The sequence below is a fragment of the Paenibacillus sinensis genome, from assembly GCF_019904155.1.
In the GTDB taxonomy this organism is placed as follows: Bacteria; Bacillota; Bacilli; order Paenibacillales; family Paenibacillaceae; genus Paenibacillus_AQ; species Paenibacillus_AQ sinensis.
Genome location: NZ_JAHCMB010000226.1, coordinates 19,145 through 42,048, shown reverse-complemented (window position 1 = coordinate 42,048; position 22,904 = coordinate 19,145). Strand labels below are relative to the sequence as shown.

18 protein-coding genes and 2 riboswitches are annotated in these 22,904 nt (G+C 56.1%); of the genes, 10 read left to right on the top strand and 8 right to left on the bottom strand.

Features of this window, described 5'->3' with window-relative positions:
• The first annotated feature begins 6 nt into the window (after positions 1–6).
• A complete protein-coding gene (locus tag KIH86_RS27060; RefSeq protein ID WP_223081188.1) occupies positions 7–1,395 on the top strand; it encodes an MFS transporter in 1,389 nt (462 codons plus the stop codon).
• Positions 1,396–1,678: 283 nt separating this feature from the next.
• Positions 1,679–3,937 (top strand): CotH kinase family protein, encoded by a 2,259-nt coding sequence (locus KIH86_RS27055; RefSeq protein WP_223081187.1) that lies wholly within the window; start codon positions 1,679–1,681, stop codon positions 3,935–3,937.
• A 120-nt stretch (positions 3,938–4,057) separates the two neighbouring features.
• On the opposite strand, the gene KIH86_RS27050 is transcribed toward KIH86_RS27055, so the two are convergent.
• Together KIH86_RS27050 and KIH86_RS27045 are read right to left on the bottom strand one after the other, a co-directional pair.
• On the bottom strand, positions 4,058–4,705 hold the full coding sequence (locus KIH86_RS27050) for a response regulator transcription factor (RefSeq protein WP_223081186.1): 648 nt from the start codon (positions 4,703–4,705) through the stop codon (positions 4,058–4,060).
• 36 nt (positions 4,706–4,741) lie between these two features.
• Positions 4,742–5,899, bottom strand: a complete 1,158-nt coding sequence (locus KIH86_RS27045; RefSeq protein WP_223081185.1) for a sensor histidine kinase — start codon at positions 5,897–5,899, stop codon at positions 4,742–4,744.
• A 255-nt stretch (positions 5,900–6,154) separates the two neighbouring features.
• Here KIH86_RS27045 and KIH86_RS27040 point away from each other — a divergent pair, with 255 nt between their 5' ends.
• From KIH86_RS27040 to KIH86_RS27020, 5 genes are all read left to right on the top strand, one after another.
• Positions 6,155–7,090, top strand: coding sequence for an ABC transporter ATP-binding protein (locus tag KIH86_RS27040; protein ID WP_223081184.1), 936 nt, complete (start codon positions 6,155–6,157; stop codon positions 7,088–7,090).
• A gap of 13 nt (positions 7,091–7,103) precedes the next feature.
• A complete protein-coding gene (locus KIH86_RS27035; RefSeq protein WP_223081183.1) occupies positions 7,104–8,273 on the top strand; it encodes an ABC transporter permease in 1,170 nt (389 codons plus the stop codon).
• Entirely contained in the window at positions 8,266–9,414 is a 1,149-nt protein-coding gene (locus tag KIH86_RS27030; RefSeq protein WP_223081182.1) for an ABC transporter permease, read from the top strand. Before KIH86_RS27035 ends, KIH86_RS27030 begins: the two co-directional genes overlap by 8 nt.
• A gap of 416 nt (positions 9,415–9,830) precedes the next feature.
• Positions 9,831–10,658, top strand: coding sequence for a LuxR C-terminal-related transcriptional regulator (locus KIH86_RS27025; RefSeq protein ID WP_223081181.1), 828 nt, complete (start codon positions 9,831–9,833; stop codon positions 10,656–10,658).
• A gap of 281 nt (positions 10,659–10,939) precedes the next feature.
• Positions 10,940–13,939: an efflux RND transporter permease subunit gene (locus KIH86_RS27020; RefSeq protein ID WP_223081180.1), complete on the top strand. Its 3,000-nt coding sequence runs from the start codon at positions 10,940–10,942 to the stop codon at positions 13,937–13,939.
• A gap of 115 nt (positions 13,940–14,054) precedes the next feature.
• On the opposite strand, the gene KIH86_RS27015 is transcribed toward KIH86_RS27020, so the two are convergent.
• Both KIH86_RS27015 and KIH86_RS27010 read right to left on the bottom strand, forming a co-directional pair.
• Positions 14,055–14,864 carry an alpha/beta fold hydrolase gene (locus KIH86_RS27015; RefSeq protein WP_223081179.1) on the bottom strand — a complete coding sequence of 270 codons (810 nt, stop codon included), beginning with the start codon at positions 14,862–14,864 and terminating at the stop codon, positions 14,055–14,057.
• Positions 14,865–14,882: 18 nt separating this feature from the next.
• Positions 14,883–15,377: a DinB family protein gene (locus tag KIH86_RS27010; protein WP_223081178.1), complete on the bottom strand. Its 495-nt coding sequence runs from the start codon at positions 15,375–15,377 to the stop codon at positions 14,883–14,885.
• A 145-nt stretch (positions 15,378–15,522) separates the two neighbouring features.
• Here KIH86_RS27010 and KIH86_RS27005 point away from each other — a divergent pair, with 145 nt between their 5' ends.
• Entirely contained in the window at positions 15,523–16,476 is a 954-nt protein-coding gene (locus KIH86_RS27005; RefSeq protein WP_223081578.1) for a helix-turn-helix transcriptional regulator, read from the top strand.
• 298 nt (positions 16,477–16,774) lie between these two features.
• On the opposite strand, the gene gcvPB is transcribed toward KIH86_RS27005, so the two are convergent.
• The 3 genes from gcvPB to gcvT all read right to left on the bottom strand — a co-directional run bounded on the left by gcvPB (position 16,775) and on the right by gcvT (position 20,866).
• Positions 16,775–18,232 (bottom strand): aminomethyl-transferring glycine dehydrogenase subunit GcvPB, encoded by a 1,458-nt coding sequence (gene gcvPB / locus KIH86_RS27000; protein ID WP_223081177.1) that lies wholly within the window; start codon positions 18,230–18,232, stop codon positions 16,775–16,777.
• The gene (gene gcvPA / locus KIH86_RS26995; RefSeq protein ID WP_223081176.1) at positions 18,229–19,581 is read right to left on the bottom strand and encodes an aminomethyl-transferring glycine dehydrogenase subunit GcvPA; all 1,353 of its coding nucleotides are present in this window, start codon (positions 19,579–19,581) and stop codon (positions 18,229–18,231) included. The genes gcvPB and gcvPA overlap by 4 nt, the downstream gene beginning before the upstream one ends.
• Positions 19,582–19,762: 181 nt before the next feature.
• Positions 19,763–20,866 carry a glycine cleavage system aminomethyltransferase GcvT gene (gene gcvT / locus KIH86_RS26990; protein WP_223081175.1) on the bottom strand — a complete coding sequence of 368 codons (1,104 nt, stop codon included), beginning with the start codon at positions 20,864–20,866 and terminating at the stop codon, positions 19,763–19,765.
• A gap of 140 nt (positions 20,867–21,006) precedes the next feature.
• Positions 21,007–21,105: riboswitch (glycine riboswitch) on the bottom strand.
• 3 nt (positions 21,106–21,108) lie between these two features.
• Positions 21,109–21,214, bottom strand: a riboswitch (glycine riboswitch).
• A gap of 67 nt (positions 21,215–21,281) precedes the next feature.
• Here gcvT and KIH86_RS26985 point away from each other — a divergent pair.
• Both KIH86_RS26985 and gcvH read left to right on the top strand, forming a co-directional pair.
• Positions 21,282–21,530: a hypothetical protein gene (locus tag KIH86_RS26985; protein ID WP_223110763.1), complete on the top strand. Its 249-nt coding sequence runs from the start codon at positions 21,282–21,284 to the stop codon at positions 21,528–21,530.
• Positions 21,527–21,919 (top strand): glycine cleavage system protein GcvH, encoded by a 393-nt coding sequence (gene gcvH / locus KIH86_RS26980; protein ID WP_223081174.1) that lies wholly within the window; start codon positions 21,527–21,529, stop codon positions 21,917–21,919. The genes KIH86_RS26985 and gcvH overlap by 4 nt, the downstream gene beginning before the upstream one ends.
• A 320-nt stretch (positions 21,920–22,239) precedes the next feature.
• Here gcvH and KIH86_RS26975 read toward each other — a convergent pair whose 3' ends face one another.
• On the bottom strand, positions 22,240–22,878 hold the full coding sequence (locus KIH86_RS26975; protein ID WP_223081173.1) for a hypothetical protein: 639 nt from the start codon (positions 22,876–22,878) through the stop codon (positions 22,240–22,242).
• Between the last annotated feature and the right edge of the window lie 26 nt (positions 22,879–22,904).

The window sequence follows — 22,904 nt, the reverse complement described above, 5'->3', positions numbered from 1 at the left end:
ATGAAGATGCAGTCCTCCAAATCGATCATGTTAACCATCATTGTCGCTTGTCAGCTTATGGTTGTGCTGGATTCGTCCGTTATGGTTACCGCGCTGCCTGAAATCGGCCGGACCCTTCATTTGACGACCGCCAACCTGACCTGGGTGCAGAACGCCTATATTTTAGCCTATGGAGGCTTTATGCTGCTGGGTGCCCGGGCGGGGGATATCTTGGGCAGAAGAAGGATATTCCGTGCAGGAATTGCGTTATTTACGTTTGCTTCTCTGCTCGCGGGAATGGCGCAATCCGCCGGATTTCTTCTGGGAGCAAGAGCTCTGCAAGGACTGGCGGCAGCGATGGCGACACCGTCCACCCTGGCCCTGCTGTCTGTGAGCTTCGTAGAGACGAAAGAACGGTCACGAGCCATCGCCATATACAGCGCGGTATCCGGGGGAGGCGGCAGCGTCGGCCTGATTCTGGGCGGAATGCTGACCGAGTGGATTTCCTGGCGGGTTGGAATGTTCATTAACGTTCCCATAGGGATTGCCCTTTTAATCATCATCCCGAAATATTTGCAGGAGACACAGAAGAGAACGGGGCACTTCGATTTGCTCGGGGCGGTAATGTCCGTTGTCGGCATGACATCTTTGGTGTTTGGATTTGTTCAGGCCGCCGCCGTCGGATGGCATCATACGGTCACTTTGGCGCCTTTGGCAGCAGGCATCGTCTTGATGGCAGGGTTCGTTGCGGTGGAAGCCCGGGCGAAAGAGCCGATCATACCGCTTCGTCTATTTAGCAGCCGTGAGCGGTCCGGGGCTTATCTGGGAAGATTTTTGTTCATATGCGGCAACTTCTCGTTGTTCTTCTTTATCCCGCAATTCCTGCAGAACGTTCTGGGTTTCAGCTCCTTTGAATCCGGCCTTGCCTTTGTACCTTTCACGGGTGTGCAGTTCGGGATGATGTATGTGATGCCATGGCTGGTGTCCAGATTCGGAAGTGTAAAAGTACTCATGACCGGGCTGGTCATCGCCATTCTCGGTACAATATGGTGCAGCCAACTTTCAACCGGAACTTCATTCTTCCCGAATATGTTCCTTCCGTTAATCCTGATGGGCATCGGTGCGGGAATGGTATTTCAGCCGCTTACCGTCATTGGCTTAACAGACGTAGATCCGGGCGACTCTGGTGCGGCTTCCGGTTTAATCAATGTCGCGCATCAAATCGGGGCTTCCATGGGATTGGCTGTTCTGAGCACGGTTTTTGAATCTGTTTACCGATCCTCATCACCCTCTGCAGAGCAATTCGCCCATGCCGCTTCGGTTGCTGTAACCGGTTCGGCAGTCTTTTTGACATCGACGCTGCTTGTAACTCTACTCTTGCTGTTTCGGCCTGCCTGGAAGCTGCGGAGCGAATAGCCAGTCCTCAAGCGTGAGGTTGCGTTAATCAGTCATGCCTGATGTCCATTGTTTGTTGCGAAAAAAGGGCGCCTCACCGGTGTTCGGAATGCCCTGCGGTGAAGCATGAATTCATATCATTGCTGCGATTTATCCGATAATACGAAGGCTTTTTTCAGATGAATAAATACTCTATCAGCATATGCTCAGGCTATCTTCAGTTTGGGAGTTTACAATTCCAGCGAGGAGTTCGATGTGAAATTTTACATCAGCAACTCAATTCATTTCAGAAGGAGTTGTCATTTTGAAGTACGCAGGTCTACTCAAAAAAGTGCTGGCCCTATCCTGTTCGTTGACGCTGATTGCAGGAGTCATAGGGTATGCCGGCGCTGCCCCTTCCACCGCTTATGCTGCTGAGCAAGGTGTTGCCAAGGAATATGAAACCCTGTTCACCAAAGACAAGATCATTGATGTTAAAGTGACTATTAGTGATGATGACTGGCAGAGTATTCTCGCAAATCCGCTGGAAAAAGAGTATAAGAGTGTTACAGTTGATGTTGACGGTCATGTGTTGACAAATGTCGGGTTCTCAACCAAAGGGAATTTGACACTTAAAGCTGTGGCTAGTATGACCGACTCCGACCGGTACAGCTTCCGCCTCAAGTTTAATAAATATGATAAATCCCAAACGCTGCTGGGGCTGGACAAAATGGTGCTGAACAACAGTTATTCGGACCCTTCGTTCCTGCGCGAATATTTACATTATGAAGCCCTGCGCGCGATCGGAGCCGATGTGCCTGAAACGGTATTCACCAATCTGTATATTAACGGGGAGTTATATGGATTCTATATCGGCGTTGAGTCCGTAGATGACAGTTATCTGGAACGCAACTTCGGTGAAAATGCGACAAAGGGCGTATTGTACGACACTGACGAGGGCAGTTATCTGCAATATGACGAGAATAGCGATTATGATACAATCACCAAGGAAACGGGCAAGTCGGACAACAAAGCTTCCCTCAAAAATTTTATTAAAGTATTGAACGAAATGCCTGCTGGCCAAAAAGGCGATATCGAATCCGTGCTCGATGTGGATTCCGCATTAAAATATATTGCCGCCAACGCCGTATTGGGAAACTACGACAGTTATAACGGAGATAAAGGCCATAACTATTTGCTCTACGGGAATACAGCCGGCAAATATACGGTGATTCCTTGGGATATGAATATGTCCTTTAACGGTTACAGTACCGGGGGCGGAAGCACGGTGACCGATGCCGTCTATAACGAAGGGGAAACAGGCAGTACGATAGCTGATAACACCGACGCTGTTACTGCTTCTGTTGATAATCCGACATTGGGTATGAGTATTGAAAAACTTCCGTTAATCAACAATTTATTAAAAGTCCCCGAGTACAAAGCAAAATACGTAGAATATGTAACTCAATTGGTTCATTATCTGGAAGGTATTCAGGATCGGGTCAGTACACTGTCCACTTTAATCAGACCCTATGTAGAGGCCGATCCTACCAAGTTCTATACGATGGAGCAGTTCGAGAGCAATATTACTTATTCGGCAACAGAATCCGGCACAGGCGGAACGACGGGCGGAGGCGCCCCGGGTACAACACCACCCGATGGCACTGCTCCTGGAGGCGGCACTGCACCTCCGGACGGAACCGCTCCCGGCGACGGCACGACTACACCTCCTGAACCGCCTAGCGGTGGTATACCCGGTCAAGAAGGCGGAGCCGACAATGGACAAGGCATGGGAACAATGGCCGCCGGGTCTATGATGACTTTTGCGCTGAACCGGTTGGTTAATCTGCAAGGCCAGCTGGGTCTTCCCCTGACTGCTTTGCCAGAAAACCCTGCCGATACGACAGATCCAGGCAATGTAACAGAACCGGGCAATACGACGGAACCTACCAACCCGACTCCGGAAGATTCTTCTTCAACTGACCCGGATGACAACTCCAGCTCGGTTTCGGACGGCTCAAACGGATCAACCGATTCATCATCGGATACGTCAACTGATTCATCATCCGCTTCTGATGGTTCATCGACCAGTTCATCCGGGACAAGTACATCGAGCAGCACCTCAACCGATTCAACATCAGGCCAAACTAACAATTCTGCTGCAACAAAGCCTGGCACTGTCAGTTCTTCTACTACCGCTGCCAAAAAGGCGGGTGAAATCACTGTCCTCATCAACGGAACGGAAGTGTCGTTCAAGGATCAGCTGCCTGTCATGAAGAATGGACGTGTGCTCGTGCCGGTAAATGCAGTATTAACGGCGATGGGGGCCAGCGTTTCCTGGAATTCATCCAGCAAGCAAGTTACAGTAAATCAAGGCAGCACGACAATTACCTTGACAATTGGCAGCAATAAAGCCTATGTAAACGGTACTGCTTATACTCTGGACGTACCTGTCCAGCTTATTTCAAACCGGACCATGGTCCCTGTCCGGTTTGTTGCAGAGATTCTGAATATGAGTGTGGCATGGGATAAGGCTACCTCAACGGTAACCATTACCCCTGCTGGCACGGTTTCGGCGTCATAGAACACGGACTGTAACAGAGCCGTATGGCAACAGCAATCATCTTTAGTTATCCTGAGTATACGAAGAGGCGGTCTCTCACGAGGCCGCCTCTTCCGTATGTTCCTAATCCGATAACCCGCCTCAACGCCCGTTCTTCAAATAAAAAATAGCAATCTGCGTCCGGTCCCGCAGCCCCAGCTTGCTCAAGATTTCGGTTATGTAGTTCTTGACCGTTCCTTCGCTCAGAAACAGGGAGGCGGCAATTTCTTTGTTGGTGTGCCCTTCCGCGATCAGCGACACGACAGACTGCTCCATCTGCGTCAAGCCGTAGGATTCCAGCGGGCGGGCGGCAGGCGCGGGGGGCGCCGGCGGCTGCAGCAGGCCGGTCAGCTTGCGCGCGATGTCGGGATGGATCAGCATGCTGCCGGCATGTACCGTCTTGATTCCTTGGATGATCCGGTCCGGGGGAATATTCTTGAGCAGATAGCCGCTGGCTCCGCCTCTCAGCGCTTCGATGATATATTCGTCATCGTCGAAGGTGGTCAGCATCAGCACCGAGGTCTGGGGGAATTGCGCGCGGATCTGCCGGGTTCCCTCTACGCCGTCCACGCCGGGCATCCGAATGTCCATCAGCACTACATCCGCTTCCGTTCCGCTGCCAAGCAGCTTCAGCGCTTCGCCTCCGTCGCCGGCTGTTCCGGTGACCTCCAGCTCCCCGTCAAGGCCCAGCAGCACCTTCAGGCTCTCCCGGATGAACGAATCGTCATCCACAATCATGACTTTAATCAAGCAAGCCACACTCCTTTATGTAGAACTCCTATAGCATTACATCACTTCATTCTGCTTATAGACCGGAATCCGCGTGATGACGGTGAACGGATAGGCCGCCACGATTTCGAGACTGCCGCCGATAAGGCGGGTACGCTCGTCCATGCCCTGGAGTCCCATTCCGCCGTTTGGCCGGGAATCGAAGGGGGCTTCGTTCTCCGGTACGCTGCCGTTATTCCACGCTTCCAGGACGACTTCATTCTCCCGGTAAAAAAGCCGGATGCCGACCTCGGTTGCATGTCCGTGCCGCAGACCGTTCGTTATGGCTTCCTTTGCATTTTTGTACAGGACGACCTGCTGGCTCGGATAGAGCGGATACGGCGTACCCTCCACATCGTAAGAGGTGCGGATGCCGGTGTCTCGTCCCGTTACTTCGAGCAGGAGGTCCAGGGCATATGCGCCTTCAAGGCGGGGCTCCCGGCCGATGCGCCTTACTGCGTTCCGCAGTTCGTCCATGGCCTCCGCCAGCTGGTCGCGCACCTGGTACATCATCGACAGGCCTGCCTCCGGGGCGGACGGAAAGGTATGCAGCGCGGCTTCCATCATCATTTTGACCCGGATCAGCCGGTGTCCGATATCGTCGTGAATTTGCCGGCCGATGCGCACCCGCTCTTCGGACTGGGCGGCGGTTTCGACCTGGGCAGTGAACTGGAGCAGCCGGCTGCGCGCTTCATCCAGCTCGAAATGCTTCCTGCGCAGCTCGTCGTAGAGCATCATCATCTCCTCCTGCCCCCGGCTGGCGGCAGCGAGCTGCAGGCACAGCAGCGCAGAAGTCAGGAAGCCCAGGTTGATCCAGGCGCGTTCCAGCGGATCGGCATGCAGGAATACTGCGTTTAAGGCGGCCAGATGAGCGGCGCCAAGCAGCAGATACAGCGGCCGGAAGCGCATGCGGGAGTATACGAGCAGCGAGGACAGGGAAGGGAACACCATCAGGCTGCCGTAGCGGCTGCACAGCCAGACGGAATACAGCATTTCCGCTGCGGCTGCTGCCGGGACGAAGCGTTCCGGCAGCTTGCTCCCCATTGTTGCGATAAGCAGAAGGATCAGCAAATGCAGCGTGAATAGCCCGTAGTCGGTGTAGTCACCGATATACATGAAGAGAAAAGCGGGCACGGCGATCAGGCCGTACCGGAGAAAGCTAAGAGGTTTGTTCAAATCTCCCACCCTTTTTGAACGACAAGAATGAATAAGCCGCCCGCTTCATCAAGTCTTCTCCTTCAAACGCACAGCGTTTACCGAACGAGCAGGCTAGTGAGCCATGGCTTGCTGCTCTTTATAGCATACCATGACCCGGCCTTTTGCGAAGAGATGACTTAAGTCACCTCCCCTTCATGACCTTCCGTACCTTCGCGGCAGAACGCGGCGTCGTACAATACAGACATGAAGTATATGAGATGGGAGAGTTGAACAATGGCACTTGCAGAATTGACCGATGTGGTGAAACGATATGACAGCAAGCTGACGGTAGATCATGTGAACCTGAGCATTCAGGAAGGAGAAATATTCGGGCTTCTCGGACCGAATGGTGCGGGCAAGAGCACCACGATCAGCATGCTCTGCGGCCTGCTGAAGCTGGATGGAGGCAGCATTTCCGTCGATGGAGTTTCGGTGAATAAACAGCCGCTTGAGGTGAAGAAGAGAATCGGGCTGGTCCCGCAGGACTTGGCTCTGTATGAGAATATGACGGCGGAGGAGAACGCCATGTTCTTCGGCAAGCTGTATGGCCTTCGCGGCAGACTGCTGAAAGAGCGTGTCTACGAGGCGCTGGCCTTCACCGGTCTGTCGGACCGGGCGAAGGAGAAACCGTCCACTTTCTCCGGAGGGATGAAGCGGCGCCTGAACATCGCCTGCGCCATCATGCACCATCCCAAGCTGATCATCATGGATGAGCCGACCGTCGGAATTGATCCCCAGTCGCGGAATCATATTCTGGAATCGGTCAAGACGTTGAACAAGATGGGATCGACCGTCATCTACACAAGCCATTACATGGAAGAAGTCGAGGCGATCTGCGATCGGGTGGCGATTATGGATAAAGGCCATATTATCGCCTGCGGAACGGAGGGGGAGCTTAGAGAACGGGTATCCCATGAGGAGAAAATCGTCATCAGGGCCGGCAATATCACACCCGAACTGCTCGGTGAGCTTGGGCGGCATCCCCGTATCACCCGGGTGGAGAGGGAGGACGATAAGGTCAGCCTGTTCCTGCCCTCCTCGCAAAGCGAGCTGCAGGATATTCTGTATATTTTCGCCAAGCACGAGGGCGTGATTCAATCGCTGCAGATCGAAGAACCTGACCTTGAGACGCTGTTCCTCAGCCTGACGGGCCGGACGCTGCGGGATTAGGAGGAGAAGAAGAATGTCAAATATATGGACGATTGCCAAGTTCGAGCTTCAGCGGCAGTTCCGCTACCGGGGGATGGTTATCAATCAGTTTCTGCTGCCGATCGTCTTGATCTTCCTGCTCGGAACGGCGCTGTCGGGCGTGGTCGGACAGGGGAAGGACATCACGATTGATCCGGTGCATGTCGCCATTGTCGACGCCGCCGGGTCCCAGGCCGCGCAGTCACAGCTTGTATCTGAACTGCTGAAAGCGCCGGAAGCGGCGAAGGTGATTATTCCCGAGACTGTGAAGACCCGTTCGGAGGCGGAAGAGGCGGTGCGTGCGGGCAAATACGGATACGCCGTTGTGGTGCCGGCCGGATTCGATCAGTTGGTGAAGAACGGGAAGAGTGCCAAGCTCGAGTACATCCTTGGTAAAGACCCGACCGACAACATGGTAGCGGGTACCGTGTTCGACAACTTTCTGGGCGCTATCAATTACTCACAGGCGGCGACCCTTACATTAGGGCCGACAGCCGTTACGGCTGCGGCGGCAGACGGCGGAGCGGAGTCCGCGGTCGTCGGAAAATTGAATGATAAGGGGCAGTCATATACCGCCTCGCAATATTACGCAGCCTCAATGCTGATCATGTTCCTGCTGACCTGCGGACAGACACTGATCAGCAGCTTATATAGCGAGAAGGACAACCATACGCTGTTCAGACTGAATTCCATGCCGTTGAAGGGCGGCGAACTGTTCATGGGCAAAATGCTGGGCATGGGTCTTATCTCGGTGGTGCAGAGCGCGGTGATCATTATCGCGACCCATTATTTGTTCGGCGTCTATTGGGGCAACCGTCCGCTCGCGCTGGCGCTGGTCTGCCTGCTCGTCATCTTGATTTCTCTAATGCTGTCGGTGGTTATTGCGATGACGGCTTCCAATGCGGCGACGGCCCGGAACATCTCCATGATCCTGACGGTGCTGATGACATTCATCAGCGGCGGCATGACCCAGCTTCCGGATTCCTGGTTGAATACGGGCGGCGCTTTTTCCGTCAATCATTGGGGCATGAAGGGAATTCTGAGAATGATGCTGGAGTCTCCCTGGACGCAAATATCGGGCAGCATCGGCATGCTGGCGGCTATAAGTGGTGGGCTTCTGTGCATTGCTTTCATCTCTTATCGAAAGGTGGGTTATCATGCGTAACATTTGGACGATAGCTGCAAATCTGGTGAGACGGATGGTCGGCCAGCGCAGAGGTCTGATGACATATCTGATTATTCCATGCATTATTATTTCCGTAATTATCTCCCTGACCGGCAATGACGGCTTCAACAAGGATGCGGTGCTGTACAGCAATCTCGACACCGGACCTGCGGGCGCTCATGTCATTGCGGAGCTGGAGAAGACCGGGGATTATAACTTCGTGAAGCAGAACGACGGGCAGGAGGTCAAGCAAGGGGTTATCGACGAAAAGGGGCAGGCGGGCCTCATCATTCCGGCTGATTATACGGCGAAGCTGCTTGCCGGCGGGCAGTCCCAGATTCAGATTTATGAGCTCAAGGCATCCGAAACCTCCGTTACGCTGAAAATGAAAGCCTCGGAGCTGGGGGACCGCCTCCGCGGACTCGCCTCCGCCGCAAGCCAGGCTTCGGGCGGCACGGCGGAAGCCCGCCTGGCGTCGGTGCTTGAGCAGGCCGGCAAGCATCAGGTTGGCAGCGTCCGTACTGACTACAATCTGTATCCGCGCACCGGAATGGATACGGTGACCGGGTTTATGCTGATGTTTCTCATGGCGATGGTTACCAGCTCCGTGTCCTTCATCATGGATGACCGCAAGCAACGGACCATGATGCGCATGTACAGCGCTCCGGTCCGCTCCTATGAAATTGCGATCGGCAATTTCCTGGGCAGCCTCGCGGTCGGTATCATCCAGGTCGCAGCGGTGCTTGCAGTTGCCCGCTTCGGACTGGGGTACAATTTCGGCGTGCCGATGCCGATCTATTTCCTGGCCCTTGCCGGATTCATGCTGGTGTCCATGGGACTCGCCAGCACAGCGGCCGGACTGATCCGCAACCCGAACAACACGGGCATGCTCAACGCGCTGATTCTGACGCCGACCTGCATGCTGGGCGGCTGCTTCTGGCCGATCTCGATCATGCCCGATTACATGCAGAAAGCCGCGAATTTCGTTCCCCAGAAATGGGCGATTGAAGCTGCCGAGCTGGCCGCGACGGGCAGCGGCTGGAGCGAGTTGTGGCTGCCCTTCGCCGTGCTCGGTCTGATGGCTGCCATTCTGCTGGCCATCGGCTCGGCCATCCTGCGGCCCAGCGAGGCGGCGATTTGACGGCGCAGGAGACCTAGGCGGTTACAGGTTCCCGGTCGTGAGCAGATGCGTAGCTTTAATCTTTCAGCTGTTCTGCAGCTTATGCAGTGCGGTAACGGAGGTGGAGGGGCTGTCTTTCCAGGACAGCCCCTCCACCTCCTTTGTCGCCCTAGGCGGCATACACGACGGCTCAGCCCGCGGAGTATTTAATGATTTTGGCGGACGGTTGAAACATCATTGAAAAGTAAAAAGGGGGATGTTATATTTTCGATTAGGAAATGTTGAAATTTGACTTCTATGTCGTTTTTTTTGCGGCATTATTTAGATGAAAAATGTCAGGAAGGCTCGGGATTTGGCTTCGCCAAATTCACGGCTGCCATAACTTTGTCCGATTCAGGGGATACAGTTATTCCGGAGAATAGATGAGGGATACATAGATGAGCGCTGGGACCTGGAGCAGCAAGCAGGAGTACTGGTACACGGTAGAAGCAATGACGGAAGAGGAGAGATGCTCGTTCGGGCATACGGAGACGGGAGAGCCGCCTCCTGGCAGTCTGCACCGGCTTGCGGATGCGCTGTGCAGCCCGTTCAAGCTGCCTCCTGACAGGATAATCGAAACGCTGCGGGATGAAATCGGCAGAATCGCTTCGTTTATCCCGATTCCTTTTGCCGCTTTTTTGACGGATGAGCACGGGTTCATTCTGGATGTGATTTCGCATTCCCTGCCGTTTCGGAGCTCGGGTCTAGAGGTTGGAAGCAACCTGGCCAAAGGCAGCTGCGGGCTAAATGCCGTATCTCTCTCCATGGAGAAGAACGGGATCGGAGTCGTCCGGGGTGATGAACATACGCTGCCGATCTTCCGGACCTGGAACTGTGTGAGCGCTCCGCTGGAATGGAACGGGGACACCCGCGGGTACATCGATCTGTCATTTGAGAGCAATTGCCGTGTCGAATTCGCCATTCCTTTCGTCAAGCTGCTGTCGCTGAATGCGGCCTCCCGCCTTATGCAAGAGGAACGTATTTTGCACGAACGCCGTAAGGAGGATTTGGAGCCGCTGTTTGAGGCGTTCCGGCTGTCTCCCGGGGAGAGGGAAATCGCCCAAGCCTGGATGGCCCGCAAAAGCGCAATGTATATCGCTGGTGAACTTGGGATCGCCGAAGAGACTGTCCTAAATATGGTCCGCAGCATTTACACGAAAATGAATGTAGGCGACCGTGGGCAGTTCATGAGCAAGCTGGCGCCGCAGACAAGCGCATACAGATAACCGCAATTGAACCGCCGGAAGGGCGGTTTTTGCACAATGAGGTCAGTCGGCAGGTTCCGGCTGGCCTTGCTTTTTGCTCGTTTTTGCAGTCGATTATCCTGGGGCTGGTCTTAGGCAGGGGGAAAGCTCCGTCTGGAGGCTGAGTGCCAAACCATGCGCAGGGCCGTTTTTCCAGTCAGCAAAAGACACTAAACTGAATCCGTAAAGAAGCGAATCGTACACAAGATATTCAGACAGATCAGCTTCGCAAAATACCGGGGAGTGGAAGGAGCAATCAGTACATGGAAAGGTTAACTAAATGGGCTTTTGGCAATAAGGCGGCCGCAGGGCTGCTGATCGTCATGGCGCTCGTCGTGGGAGTGATGAGTTACACTTCACTGCCAATGGAATTTATGCCGGAGGCGGATAATCCGCAGGTGACGATTACGACGCTTGCACCGGGGCAGAACGCCCAGTCTATGGAGGAGAATGTAACGAAGCCCATCGAGGCCGCTGTCAATTCGGTAAAAGGCAAAACGGAAATGACGTCTTCATCCGGAGACGGCTTTCAGCAGGTTAATATTAACTTTGATTCCAAGACAAATATGAAGGATGCTACGCAGGAGGTGCAGAAGGCGATAGATGCCCTGCAGTTCCCGCAGGGTGTGATGCGGCCCTTCGTGCTGCAGTTGAACACCTCCATGATTCCGGTATCCGAAATCACGCTGTCCTTTAAGGACGGAATCAACGAGGATACGCTGAAGAAGGCGGAGACGGTCATTATCCCCGAGCTTCAGAAGATCGAGGGAGTCTCCAACGTCTCGTTGTACGGCAAAACCTCGCCGCAGGTGTCGGTGAAGATTGATCCGGCACGCATGGCGGCCAAGGGAATCAGCATTGCCCAGGTAACGGGCCTTCTGCAGGGCCGCAGCGTCTCGGCTACCATCGGGGAACAGACGATCGGCGGACAGACAGGAAACGTGGGCGTCGTCTCCCAAATTAACAGCGTCGATACGCTGAAGGCTCTGCCTGTCGCGGCAGGAGTGAAGCTTGCCGATATCGCATCGGTGCAGGTAAGTGCCGATCAGGAGAGCGTCAGCCGCTCGAACGGCAAGGATGTGCTGTTCGCGATCGTCATGAAGGAAGCGAACGCCAACGCGGTCGATGTCGGGAATAAGGTTGAGGATACCGTCGACAAGATCAACAAAGATGTGGAAGGCGCGACGGCGGAAGTGGTATTCAGCACGGCGGGCATGGTCGTCGATTCCGTCAACAGCATGATGCGCGAGGTGCTGCTCGGAGCGCTGTTCGCCACAATTGTCATCCTGATCTTCCTGCGCAACTTCCGCGCGACGCTGGTTACGATCATTTCCATTCCGTTGTCGCTGGCCGTTACGCTGTATCTTCTTGATATTTCCGGCATTACGCTGAACATCATCACGCTTGGCGGTGTGGCCGTGGCGGTCGGACGTCTCGTGGACGACAGCATCGTGGTTATCGAGAACATCTACCGAAGACTACAAAAAGAGCCGTTCTCCATCGAGATGATGATCTCCGCAACGAAGGAAGTGGCAGGCGCGATTACGGCTTCCACCATCGCAACGGTGGCGGTGTTCCTGCCGATGGGTCTGCTTCGGGGTAGTCTGCAGGCGTTCCTGCTGCCCTTCGCCCTGACGGTTACCTATTCGCTGCTGACCTCGCTGGTCGTGGCCTTGACCGTTGTTCCACTGCTCAGCTCCCGGCTGCTGCGAAATACGTCCATGAAGGAGCATGAGCCTTCAAGATGGTTCAGCCGATTCCTGGAATGGAACCTGAACCGCAAGTGGGTGTCGCTGTCCATCGGACTTATCGTGCTGATCGGCTCGATCGCCGCCTATGTGAACATGCCGAAAGGCGCGCTGGACGCGTCCGACGCCAGCCTCATTTCGGTTGAATTGAAATATCCGAACGACACCCCGGTCTCCGAGGTGGTTGCGCAGGGCAAGAAGCTGGAGCAGGTACTGATTAAGCAGTCTCAGGCCGAGACCGTGCTGATGCAGTCGGGGAACAGCTCCGACGCCGCCAAATGGGGCAATGTCAGCTCGGTGACGGTGGTTAATTTCACAGTGGCGATGAAGAAGAATGCGGACTCCGAAGCCTTCGTCAACACGGTTCGGGGACTTCAAAGCTCCTATCCCGGGGCTACGCTTGCCGCCAACGCGCAGAGCCTGATTGGTTCAAGCTCGACGAACGAATATATTGATATCACCGGCGATGATCTGTCCAAGATCACAGCGGTGGCGGATCAGGTCATGACCAAGGTCAAAACCATCGACGGCGTCCGCAAAATATCCAGCAATATGGAGGATACGAAGCCGGTCTTCTCCTTCCGCGTCGATCCGGCCCAGGCCAACGCGCAAGAAATTGCCATGCAGCTGTCCGCCGTGCTGAATCCCGTTCCGCTCGGCCAGATGGAGCTGAACGGATCTCCAACATCGGTCGTCATGGCGCCGATTGCACAGCCTGCCTCACAGCAGGATCTGGAGAAGCTGACCATCATGACTTCGGAAGGGCCGAAGGCTCTGTCTTCCCTGGCGAAGCTGGAAGTCAAGGATGAGCCGGCCATGTTGTACCACAAGGAAGGCAAACCTTATGTGCGGATTACGGCTGATGTCGATCCGAAGAAGGTATCCGAGATCGGCGCTTCTATCAAGAAGGAGACGGACGCCATCACGCTGCCTACCGGCGTGAACCTCTATGCGGGCGGCGCCTCCACCGACCAGTCGGGCGACTTCAAGGATATCGGCATGACCGCCCTGATCTCCATTGGCCTCGTCTATCTGATCATGGTGCTTACCTTCAAGACGCTGCGTGCTCCGCTTGCCATTATGTTCTCGCTGCCGCTCGCAGCTATCGGCGCCGTGGTCGGCCTGCTGATCTCGGGCGTTACGCCGGACTTCACCGCTCTGTTCGGCGCGTTGATGCTGATCGGCATCGTGGTCACGAATGCGATCGTGCTGATCGACCGCGTCAAGCATAACGAGGCGCATATGACGATCCGGGAAGCGCTGCTGGAAGCAGCCGGAACGCGGATGCGGCCGATTCTGATGACGGCCATCGCCACGATCTGCGCCATGCTGCCGCTCTTGTTCGGCCATTCCGAGCAGGGCAGCATCGTCTCCCAGAGCCTCGCGATCGTCGTGGTCGGCGGTCTAACCGCCGCCACCGTGCTGACGCTGATCGTCGTTCCGGCGATCTACGAGCTGTTCTACTTCCGCAGCTCGGCCCGCCAGCGCAAACAGGCGTTGAAACAGGCGGCATAATAGAATCCGGTGCAGTCAGAACCGGCGTAACCAGAACCGGTACAACCTGAACCGATGCAACTAGAACCGGCACAATGTTAAAGCCCGGTCCCTTCAAGGGGCCGGGCTTTAACATTTAGTCCGTCGTTCCGAGCGATTGCAGGAAGCGGGTTATTTCCTCGATATATCGGGCCGGATTATCGAAATGGATGGAATGGCCGGCCTCGATATGGACCAGCTTCGTGTTCGGTCTTCTCGCGGCCATTTCCTCCGCCATTTCGGAGCTTAGGCAGGGACTGGCTGTTCCGTGGAGCAGCAGGGCGGGGCAGTCCGTCGCCAGCCAGTCCTTCCAGTGATCGCCGTTCAGATGACTCTGGGACTTCACCATGTCTTCCGGGATAAACGGCAATCCCCAGCCGTCTTCATACTCTCTCATGGAGTAGGCAAATGCCGGTCCGAGCCGGCCCAGCGCCTCCACCAGCGCCGCCCGGGTCGGCATCCGCTGCGGCCAGCTCAACACAAAGCTTAAATCGTCATTCACCGATGCGCCGATATCTTCAACGATCAGCGCCTTCACTAACTCGGGGCGGCGGGCGGCCATCCGGTAGGCGACGACGCCGCCGAGCGAGTGGCCGAGCAGGGTGGCCCGATCAAGTCTCAGATGCTTCAGCAGTGCCAGAAGATCGTCAACATACCGGTCATTCTCGTAGCTGGCCGGCTGCTCCGATTCGCCGTGGCCGCGCTGGTCGAGGGCGATGACACGATACTGTCCCGCGAGCGAAGAAGCGAGCCCCCGGGCGAACAGGCCCTCATTCATATGGCCATGCAGCGCGACCAGCGGCTCGCCGCTTCCGCCGAAATCGAGGTAGGACAGCACGGTGTCCGGACGCTTCAGGTATTTTCGGGTATACACCATTCCGGGAGCCGCCGCCTGATGCTCATTCATGTGGAAACCTCCTTCGGTTCAATACAGATGGGACATGTTCACCTCATAGCCCAGTTCCTTCATATAATTAAACAGCTGGGCCCGGTGGTGCTGGGCATGGGTGACAATCTCAATGAGCCATTTGGCCTGCGCCGTGCCATGCTCCAGATAGAAGGGTTTCGTCGTCTTGTACAGAAAATCCTCGTCGCTCAAGCTTTCCATGTACGCCTTCAGGTCAGCCAGACCCTTGCTCATCCATGCGGAGAGAGGCTCGGCAGTGCGCTCCCGATCGATCTCCGCTTCGACCTTTTGGATATCCTCATGAGGGTGCTCCTGAAGAATCAGCAGATCGACATCAGGAATGGCGACCAGATGCTGCGCCAGCTCCAGCAGCGTCCGCATATTGTCCCGGGGGCGGTATTCCCAGTCTTCCGGCTTAACGAGATGGAGCAAGGCTCCGGTGGTTCTTGCGATCAGTTCCAGTTCTTCGAACAGCAGCTTCTTCATTTCCGTGACGGCTTGCGAATCCTGCATGTTTGCTCACACCTTCCTAGTTTATTGTTCTTCCTGATTCCCATTGTAGCGTATAATAGTGACAATAACTGTCATGGTTAAAAAGATATCGTCCACAATGAAAGGAGCACATTCCGATTTGCCGAATCCAGCCGGAGAAGACCGTATATCCAAATCCAAACGCCTGCTCGAGCTTATGCTGACCGTCAACCGGAAGAAGAAGTTCACCGTCAGGGAGCTGGCATGGGAATTCGGGGTTTCACATCGGACCATTTTGCGGGATCTTCAGGAGCTTGGCGAGCTTGGCGTTCCCCTGTATTCGGAGGTCGGACCCCATGGAGGATACCAGGTGCTGAACGAGCGGATACTTCCGCCGATCGCATTCCGGGAGGAGGAGGCGGTCGCGCTGTTCTTCGCCAGCCACGCCCTGCGGCATTATTCCAATCTCCCCTTCGAGGGGGAAGCTCAAACCGCACTGGAGAAATTCTATCATTATATGTCGGGGGAAGTGCGCGACCGGATCGACGAGATGAAGAACCGGGTCGACTTTGTCATCCCGGAGCGAACGGTAGGGGCGCCTCATCTGCAGGCGCTGCTGGATGCTTCAGTTCTCCAGCGGGTTATCCGCGTTGGTTACCGGACGGCGGGCGGCGTGTCAGAGCGTGACATCCAGCCGATCGGCATTTATGCCAGCAGCGGACTGTGGTACTGCCCGGCCTACTGTTTCCTTCGGGGCGGTGTCCGGCTGTTCCGGTGCGACCGGATCGCCAGCGTAAGCGATGAAGCGCCGAACCGGCAGGCCCTGGATTTAAGCCAGGTTCATCTGGGCAACTGGGAGGCTGCTTTTCCGGAAACGGAGGAATATATCCCCTGTCGTGTGACGCTGACTGAGGAGGGCGTCCGGGTATGCCAGGCGGAGCTGGGACGGCGGACGCTGATCCAGATTAGGGAAGACGGATCGGGAGTCATCGACGGCACCATTCCGGTAAGCGAGCTTCCGTATTTCGCCACTCTGTTCATCGGGCTCGGGAACGATGCCGAGGTGCTGGAACCGCCTGAGATGATCGAGCTGATGAAGAAGAAGCTGCAGGAGCTGCTGGAGAAGTATTCGGCCATGTGAGCATCTCGTCGCATGTAGCAGTATCGAGGGTACGAAGAGGGCGGGCTAAAATTAGCTTATGTATTCAAAAAAATAGGCGGCCGCCATGATGTCATTCATGTCCTTGGCGGCCGCCGATATTTGGTTCTGGATGTGTGAGATATGGACCCGCATTTGCATCATTCGATGTCAGACGCTTGATTGGTTAAGAAATCGTTCCATGTTGATGGCAAATGTATGGTTGTAGAGCCTATTGACCGCTCATTCTTCCGCTGCATAGTTCTACACTGCATGCTCTAATAGCAGCTATACGGCTCCATTAGCTGCAGGCGCAGTTCAGCACCGGCTTACGGGCAGCCTGCGTTTCATCCAGCCGGCTGATTTCCGTTGTATGCGGCGCGTTCACCACGATTTCCGGCGTCTCCTCGGCTTCGCGGACGATCTGGATCATCGTATCGATGAAGCCGTCTAGCGTCTCCTTGCTCTCCGTCTCGGTCGGCTCGATCATGAGACATTCCTCAACCGTAAGCGGGAAGTAGACGGTCGGCGGATGGTAGCCGAAATCGAGCAGGCGTTTGGCGACATCTAAGGTGCGGACGCCGTACTGCTTCAGATTTTTGCCGGACAGAACGAATTCATGCTTGCAGATGCCCGGATAAGGAACCTCGAAATAAGTTGCTAGCCGGCTCAGCATGTAATTGGCGTTCAGCACGGCATTCTCCGACACCTCGCGCAGACCGTCCGGCCCGTAGGTCCGGATGTAGGTGTACGCGCGGACCAGGATGCCGAAGTTGCCGTAATACGCCTTCACCCGTCCGATCGATTGCGGACCGCTGTCCTTCAATGAGAAGCTGCCGTCCTTGTTCTTCGCCACCGTCGGCGAGGGGAGGAACGGAATCAGCTTCGCCTTCACGCCGACCGGACCCGCTCCGGGACCGCCGCCGCCGTGCGGCGTGCTCATCGTCTTGTGAAGATTCAAATGCACGACGTCGAAGCCCATGTCGCCGGGGCGCGTAATGCCCATGATGGCGTTCGAATTGGCTCCGTCGTAGTAGAGCAGGCCGCCGGCTTCATGAACGATCTCGGCGATCTCCACGATCTGGGTCTCGAACAGGCCGAGCGTGCTCGGGTTCGTCAGCATGAGCGCTGCGGTGTCTGAACCGACCGCCGCTTTTAAGGCGTCCAGATCGACCATGCCCTGCGGCGTCGAAGGAATCGTAACCGTGGTGAGACCGGCGGCCGATGCGCTCGCCGGATTCGTGCCGTGGGAGGAGTCCGGGACGATGACCTTCGTCCGTTCCTCGCCGCGGGCTTCGTGGTAGGCCTTGATCATCATCAGGCCGGTCCACTCGCCGTGGGCGCCAGCCGCCGGCTGAAGCGACACGGCGTCCATGCCGGTCAGGGCGGCGAGGTCGCTTTGCAGCGTATGCAGCAGCTCCAGAGCGCCCTGAATGCTCTCTTCCGGCTGGTACGGATGAATCTTGGCGAAGCCGGAGAAGCGGGCGACATCCTCATTGATCTTCGGATTGTATTTCATCGTGCAGGAGCCGAGCGGGTAGAAGCCGTTATCCACGCCGAAGTTGCGGCGGGAGAGGGCGGTGTAATGACGGATGACATCCACCTCGGACACCTCCGGCAGGGCCGCAGGCTCTTCCCGCAGCAGACCGGCTGGAAGCAGGTCCTCCAGCTTCTCTTCCGGCACATCGCATTCCGGCAGAGAATAGGCCGAACGGCCAGGGCGGCTCAGTTCAAAGATCAGGCTCTGTTCCGGTTTCATAAGCAGCCCTCCAATACGCTTGCGAATTCGTCGATCTCGCTCTTGCTTCGTTTCTCGGTTACGGCGACCAGCATGCAGCCGGACAGCTCGGGATATTCCAGGCCCAGATCATACCCGCCAAGGAAGCCCTCTGAGAGCAGCTTCCGGTTGACTTCCTGCACATCGGTTCCTTCCGGCAGCTTCAGCACGAACTCATTGAAGTAAGGTGAAGCGAAGGCCAGCGATGCGCCGGCAATGGCGCCCAGTCTCGCGGCGGCATAATGGCTCTTGCGGATGTTCAGTCCGCCGACATCCTTCATGCCCTCTTTGCCCATAACGGACAAATACACGGAAGCGCACAGCGCGAGCAGCGCCTGGTTGGAGCAAATGTTCGACGTCGCCTTCTCGCGGCGGATATGCTGCTCGCGGGCTTGCAGCGTCAGCACGAATCCGCGCTTGCCGCTGCGGTCGACCGTCTGGCCGACGATCCGGCCAGGGATGCGGCGCATCAGCGGCTCGGCGACCGCGAAGTAGCCGCAGGTCGGCCCGCCCAGCGAGGCGTTGATGCCGAGCGGCTGCGCGTCGCCGACGACAATGTCGGCGCCCAGCTTGCCCGGCGTCTCCAGCACGCCGAGGGCGAGCGGATTGGCGCTGACGACGAGCAGCGCCTTGGCGTCATGCGCGAGCTTCGCCATCGCGCCAAGATCCTCGATGCATCCGAAGAAATTCGGATACTGGGCAAGAACGGCGGCTGTGTCGCCGTCAACCGCCTGCGCCAGCAGGGCGAGGTCGGTTACGCCGTCCTCGCAGCCGACCAGCACGACCTCAAGGCCGAGTCCGGCCGCGGAGGTCGCCAGCACCTGCCGCGCTTCGGGATGAACCGCGCGGGAGACCACGATCTTCTTCCGCTTCGTATGCGCGGAAGCCAGCACCGCCGCTTCGGCTAGAGCCGTCGCGCCGTCGTACATGCTGGCGTTGGCGACCTTCATGCCGGTCAGCTCGCAGATGTAGGACTGAAATTCAAAGATGGCCTGAAGCTCGCCCTGGCTGATTTCGGGCTGATACGGCGTGTAAGCCGTATAAAATTCCGAACGGGAAATGACATGGTTGATGACAACGGGAACATGATGGTCATAGAGGCCGGCTCCCAGAAAGCTCGTGTGGCTGTCAAAATCGGCGTTCTTGTCCGCCAGCCGTTTCATATGCCGCAGCAGGGTGTATTCGTCCAGCGCCTCCGACATTGGCAGGCGGCCCTTGTAGCGCACCGCTTCGGGAATATCGGCGAACAGCTCTTCAACGGACTGAATCCCGATCTCCGCCAGCATTTCGCTGCGGTCCTGCTCGGTCATCGGCAGATAACGATGCTTCATGTTTCGGATTCACTCCTTGGCTAAATGAGATGGTTGACGCATGGTTAGGCTTATCATGTGGTCAGGCTTATCGTGACCGGACTTGCGCGGGCGGCGCGTCTCCGTGTCCCGTGTCCGGCGTATTCCGGGGGTTAGGCACGGCTGCTGACTTTCGGCGTGTTGATTCTACAGGTGAATTTCCTTAGTGCTCCCGTTTGTAAAAAGGAGCCTTCACGACAATGGCCTTCAGCCGCTTGCCGCGAATTTCGACTTCCAGCTCCGCGCCGATTTCGCTATACTTCGCTTCGACCAGCGCAAGTCCCAGGTTCCGCTTCAGCGTCGGGGACTGTGTGCCAGTCGTGATCTCGCCGATTTGGCGACCGTCCGCATAGACGGGATAGTGTGTGCGCGGAATGCCGCGGTCGATCATTTCGATGCCGACCAGCCGGCGCGGAACGCCTTGGTCCTTCTGGGCCTTCAGCGCGTCACGGCCGATGAAATCGCCTTTATCCAGCTTCACGAAGAAGCCGATACCCGCCTCCAGAGGCGAAATGTCCTGCGACAGCTCCTGCCCGTACAGCGGCAGCTTCGCCTCGAAGCGAAGCGTATCCCGCGCCCCCAGTCCCGCCGGGGTGAGACCGTGCGCGCTGCCGGCTTCCAGCAGCCGGTTCCAGAGCTGCACGGCCGCCCATGTCGGCGCATAGATTTCGAAGCCGTCCTCGCCGGTGTAGCCGGTGCGCGACAGCAGCACCTCAGTGCCGCAGACGGACGCTTTTTCCACAAAATGAAACGGCTTCAGCTCAGCCAGCGGGAGGTTTGTCACCTCGCTCAAAATCTGCTGGGCATGCGGTCCCTGTACCGCCAGAAGCAGCGTCTCCTCGGAGACATCCTTCAGCTCCACACCGCTCGCCGGCAGGTGATCCTCCAGCCACTGGTAGTCCTTGCCGATATTCGAAGCGTTGACAACCAGCATGTAGCGTCCCTCTCCGAGCCGATAGACGAGCAGATCGTCCACCGTTCCGCCGTTCGGATAGCAGAGCAGGGAATATTGGGCCTGACCGTCGCTCAGCTTGCGGACATCGTTGGTAGTCATAAGCTGCAGGAAATCCTCGGCCCCGTTTCCGGTGACCATAAATTCGCCCATATGCGAAACGTCGAACAGACCGGCGCGGGTGCGTACCGCCTCATGCTCCTTCTGGATGCCCGTGAATTGCACCGGCAGCTCCCAGCCGCCGAAATCAATGCTTCTGGAATCCGGGAAGGCCGCGTACAGGTCGTAAAAAGGCGTTCTTTTCAAAGTCTCCAAAGGCCGTGCCTCCTATCGAATTTTTGCTTGTCTTATCATTCCAAAATGAAGGGCTCGCGATGCCGTAATCCCCTTTTGAAGCGCAAAAAAGACAGATCAAAGACGAATGCATACAGCCGCAGTGCTGTTCTTCGTCTTCGCTCTGTCCCTTGTACCTGAGAGTTACCCCGCAATTCTGTGTCAAAAGCGGGTTTCCCCGTTGGTGACCGTCCGCCGTAAGCGTCCGGTGCTCTCCAGAGATGCGTCCGGCAAAGGTCCTTTTGCCTGAGAGATTCACCGCCGGGGCCTCCCCGGGGCTTACTCCTTCGGCGCCATTCCATCCGGAACGGTCTCTCCCTACACCATCATCCGCTATTACGTATGTGATTCTTCTCACTCCATTAATACTTGAAACGGGGAACGGTGTCAACAGGAAATGGCCAGAAACGCCGAACGAAATTTATTTGCTGTTAGATATATTGACACTGGATACGGGCATAACTTAGTCTATAGCTATCCAAAATTCATTATCGCTTATCGAGTCATTCCCAAAATGAATTATTCAGGCGATGTTCGCCAAATGCCATTTTCATGCTCGGACGGTGCCCTTGAAAATGGCATTCGCGTATCATCTCCAAACTTCCAATTCCCACAAAAAACGAAAAGAGGCGGCAACCGAAAATGAGTGAAATTCTGGACAACCTCCGGTACAGTGAAGAGCATGAATGGGCGCAGCAGGGGGAAGGGCGCATCGTGCGCATCGGCATTACCGACCATGCCCAGCATCTGCTGGGAGATATCGTATTTATCGAATTTCCGGAGATCGGAACGGCGGTTACGGCGGGCGAAAGCGTAGGCAGCATCGAATCGGTCAAGACGGTATCCGAATTATATTCGCCGGTGTCGGGAACGGTTACGCGGGTCAATGAAGCGCTGGAGGACAGCCCGGAGCTGCTGAACGAGCAGCCTTACGGGGACGGCTGGATTTACGAAGTGGAAGTGGACGGGGACTATGCCGAGGCAACCGCAGGACTCCTGGCTGCGGCGGCATACCGCGAATTGGTCGGGGACTAAGTAAACGGCCGGAGTATATTTTTGATAAAAATGGCAGGCTCCTTCGGGTAATTGCCTCTTCGCATGGATCGCATGCGGATGGACAAGGGGTCATCTTCGTGATGTCAGCTGAGATGTGAAAGGTCGCGGAGATTCGTGATGTCAGCTGAGATGCGAAAGGTCTGTGGAGATTCGTGATGTCAGCTGAGATACGAAAGGTCTGTGGAGATTCGTGATGTCTGCCGAGATGCGAAGGGTCTGTGGAGATTCATGATGCTGCCGGAATTTGCGGGATCGGTTGAAATCCACGATGTCAGCCTAATCAGCTGCTCCCAAGTCGGCTATTGGACGGGAAATCCGGCGATTCCGGGGTAGATCTCGGGGGCCAGCCGCCAGAAGACCGGGAACAGCCAAAGAGAGGCAGTCGCGAAAAGAGCCCAGATGCCCAGCAGTTTCATGCCTTTGCAGATTCTGCTGCCCGGGCGAATGACGAGAAGGATGTAGACGGCGGCGGAGTAGAAAGGGAAGAGCGCGGCTGTAATCATGGCGAGAGCCAGCTTGAACGTGATCTCGCCCTGTGAGATGGGAATCATGGCATCCGGGTTATTGACGGGATTGGCCCAGTATATGATAACGAGCAGCGGCAGCCAGGCTGCCAGCACATGAACGGTAAAGGCCGGGATACGATCGCCGCTGTTCAGCGCCGCTGCAAGCCGCCAATAACCGCACCAGACCAGCGCATATACGAAGCCGAAGGCCAGCAGCCACATCCGCATTTCCGTTATGACGCTTCCAGTCGGCAGGCCTGGCGGCAGTTCCCAGAACAAACGGGGCGAACTCCACAGCAGGAACGATCCGAAGGTCAACAGGAACAATACGAAGACGACCTGGAAGATGAGAGCGATCCAGGGCAGAATGGCGATATTCAGAAGAAAGTTCCACAGCTTGGAGCTGGATAGCGGGCGGAATGGGGAAGACATGGTTTTTTATCAGCTCCTTTCCTTTT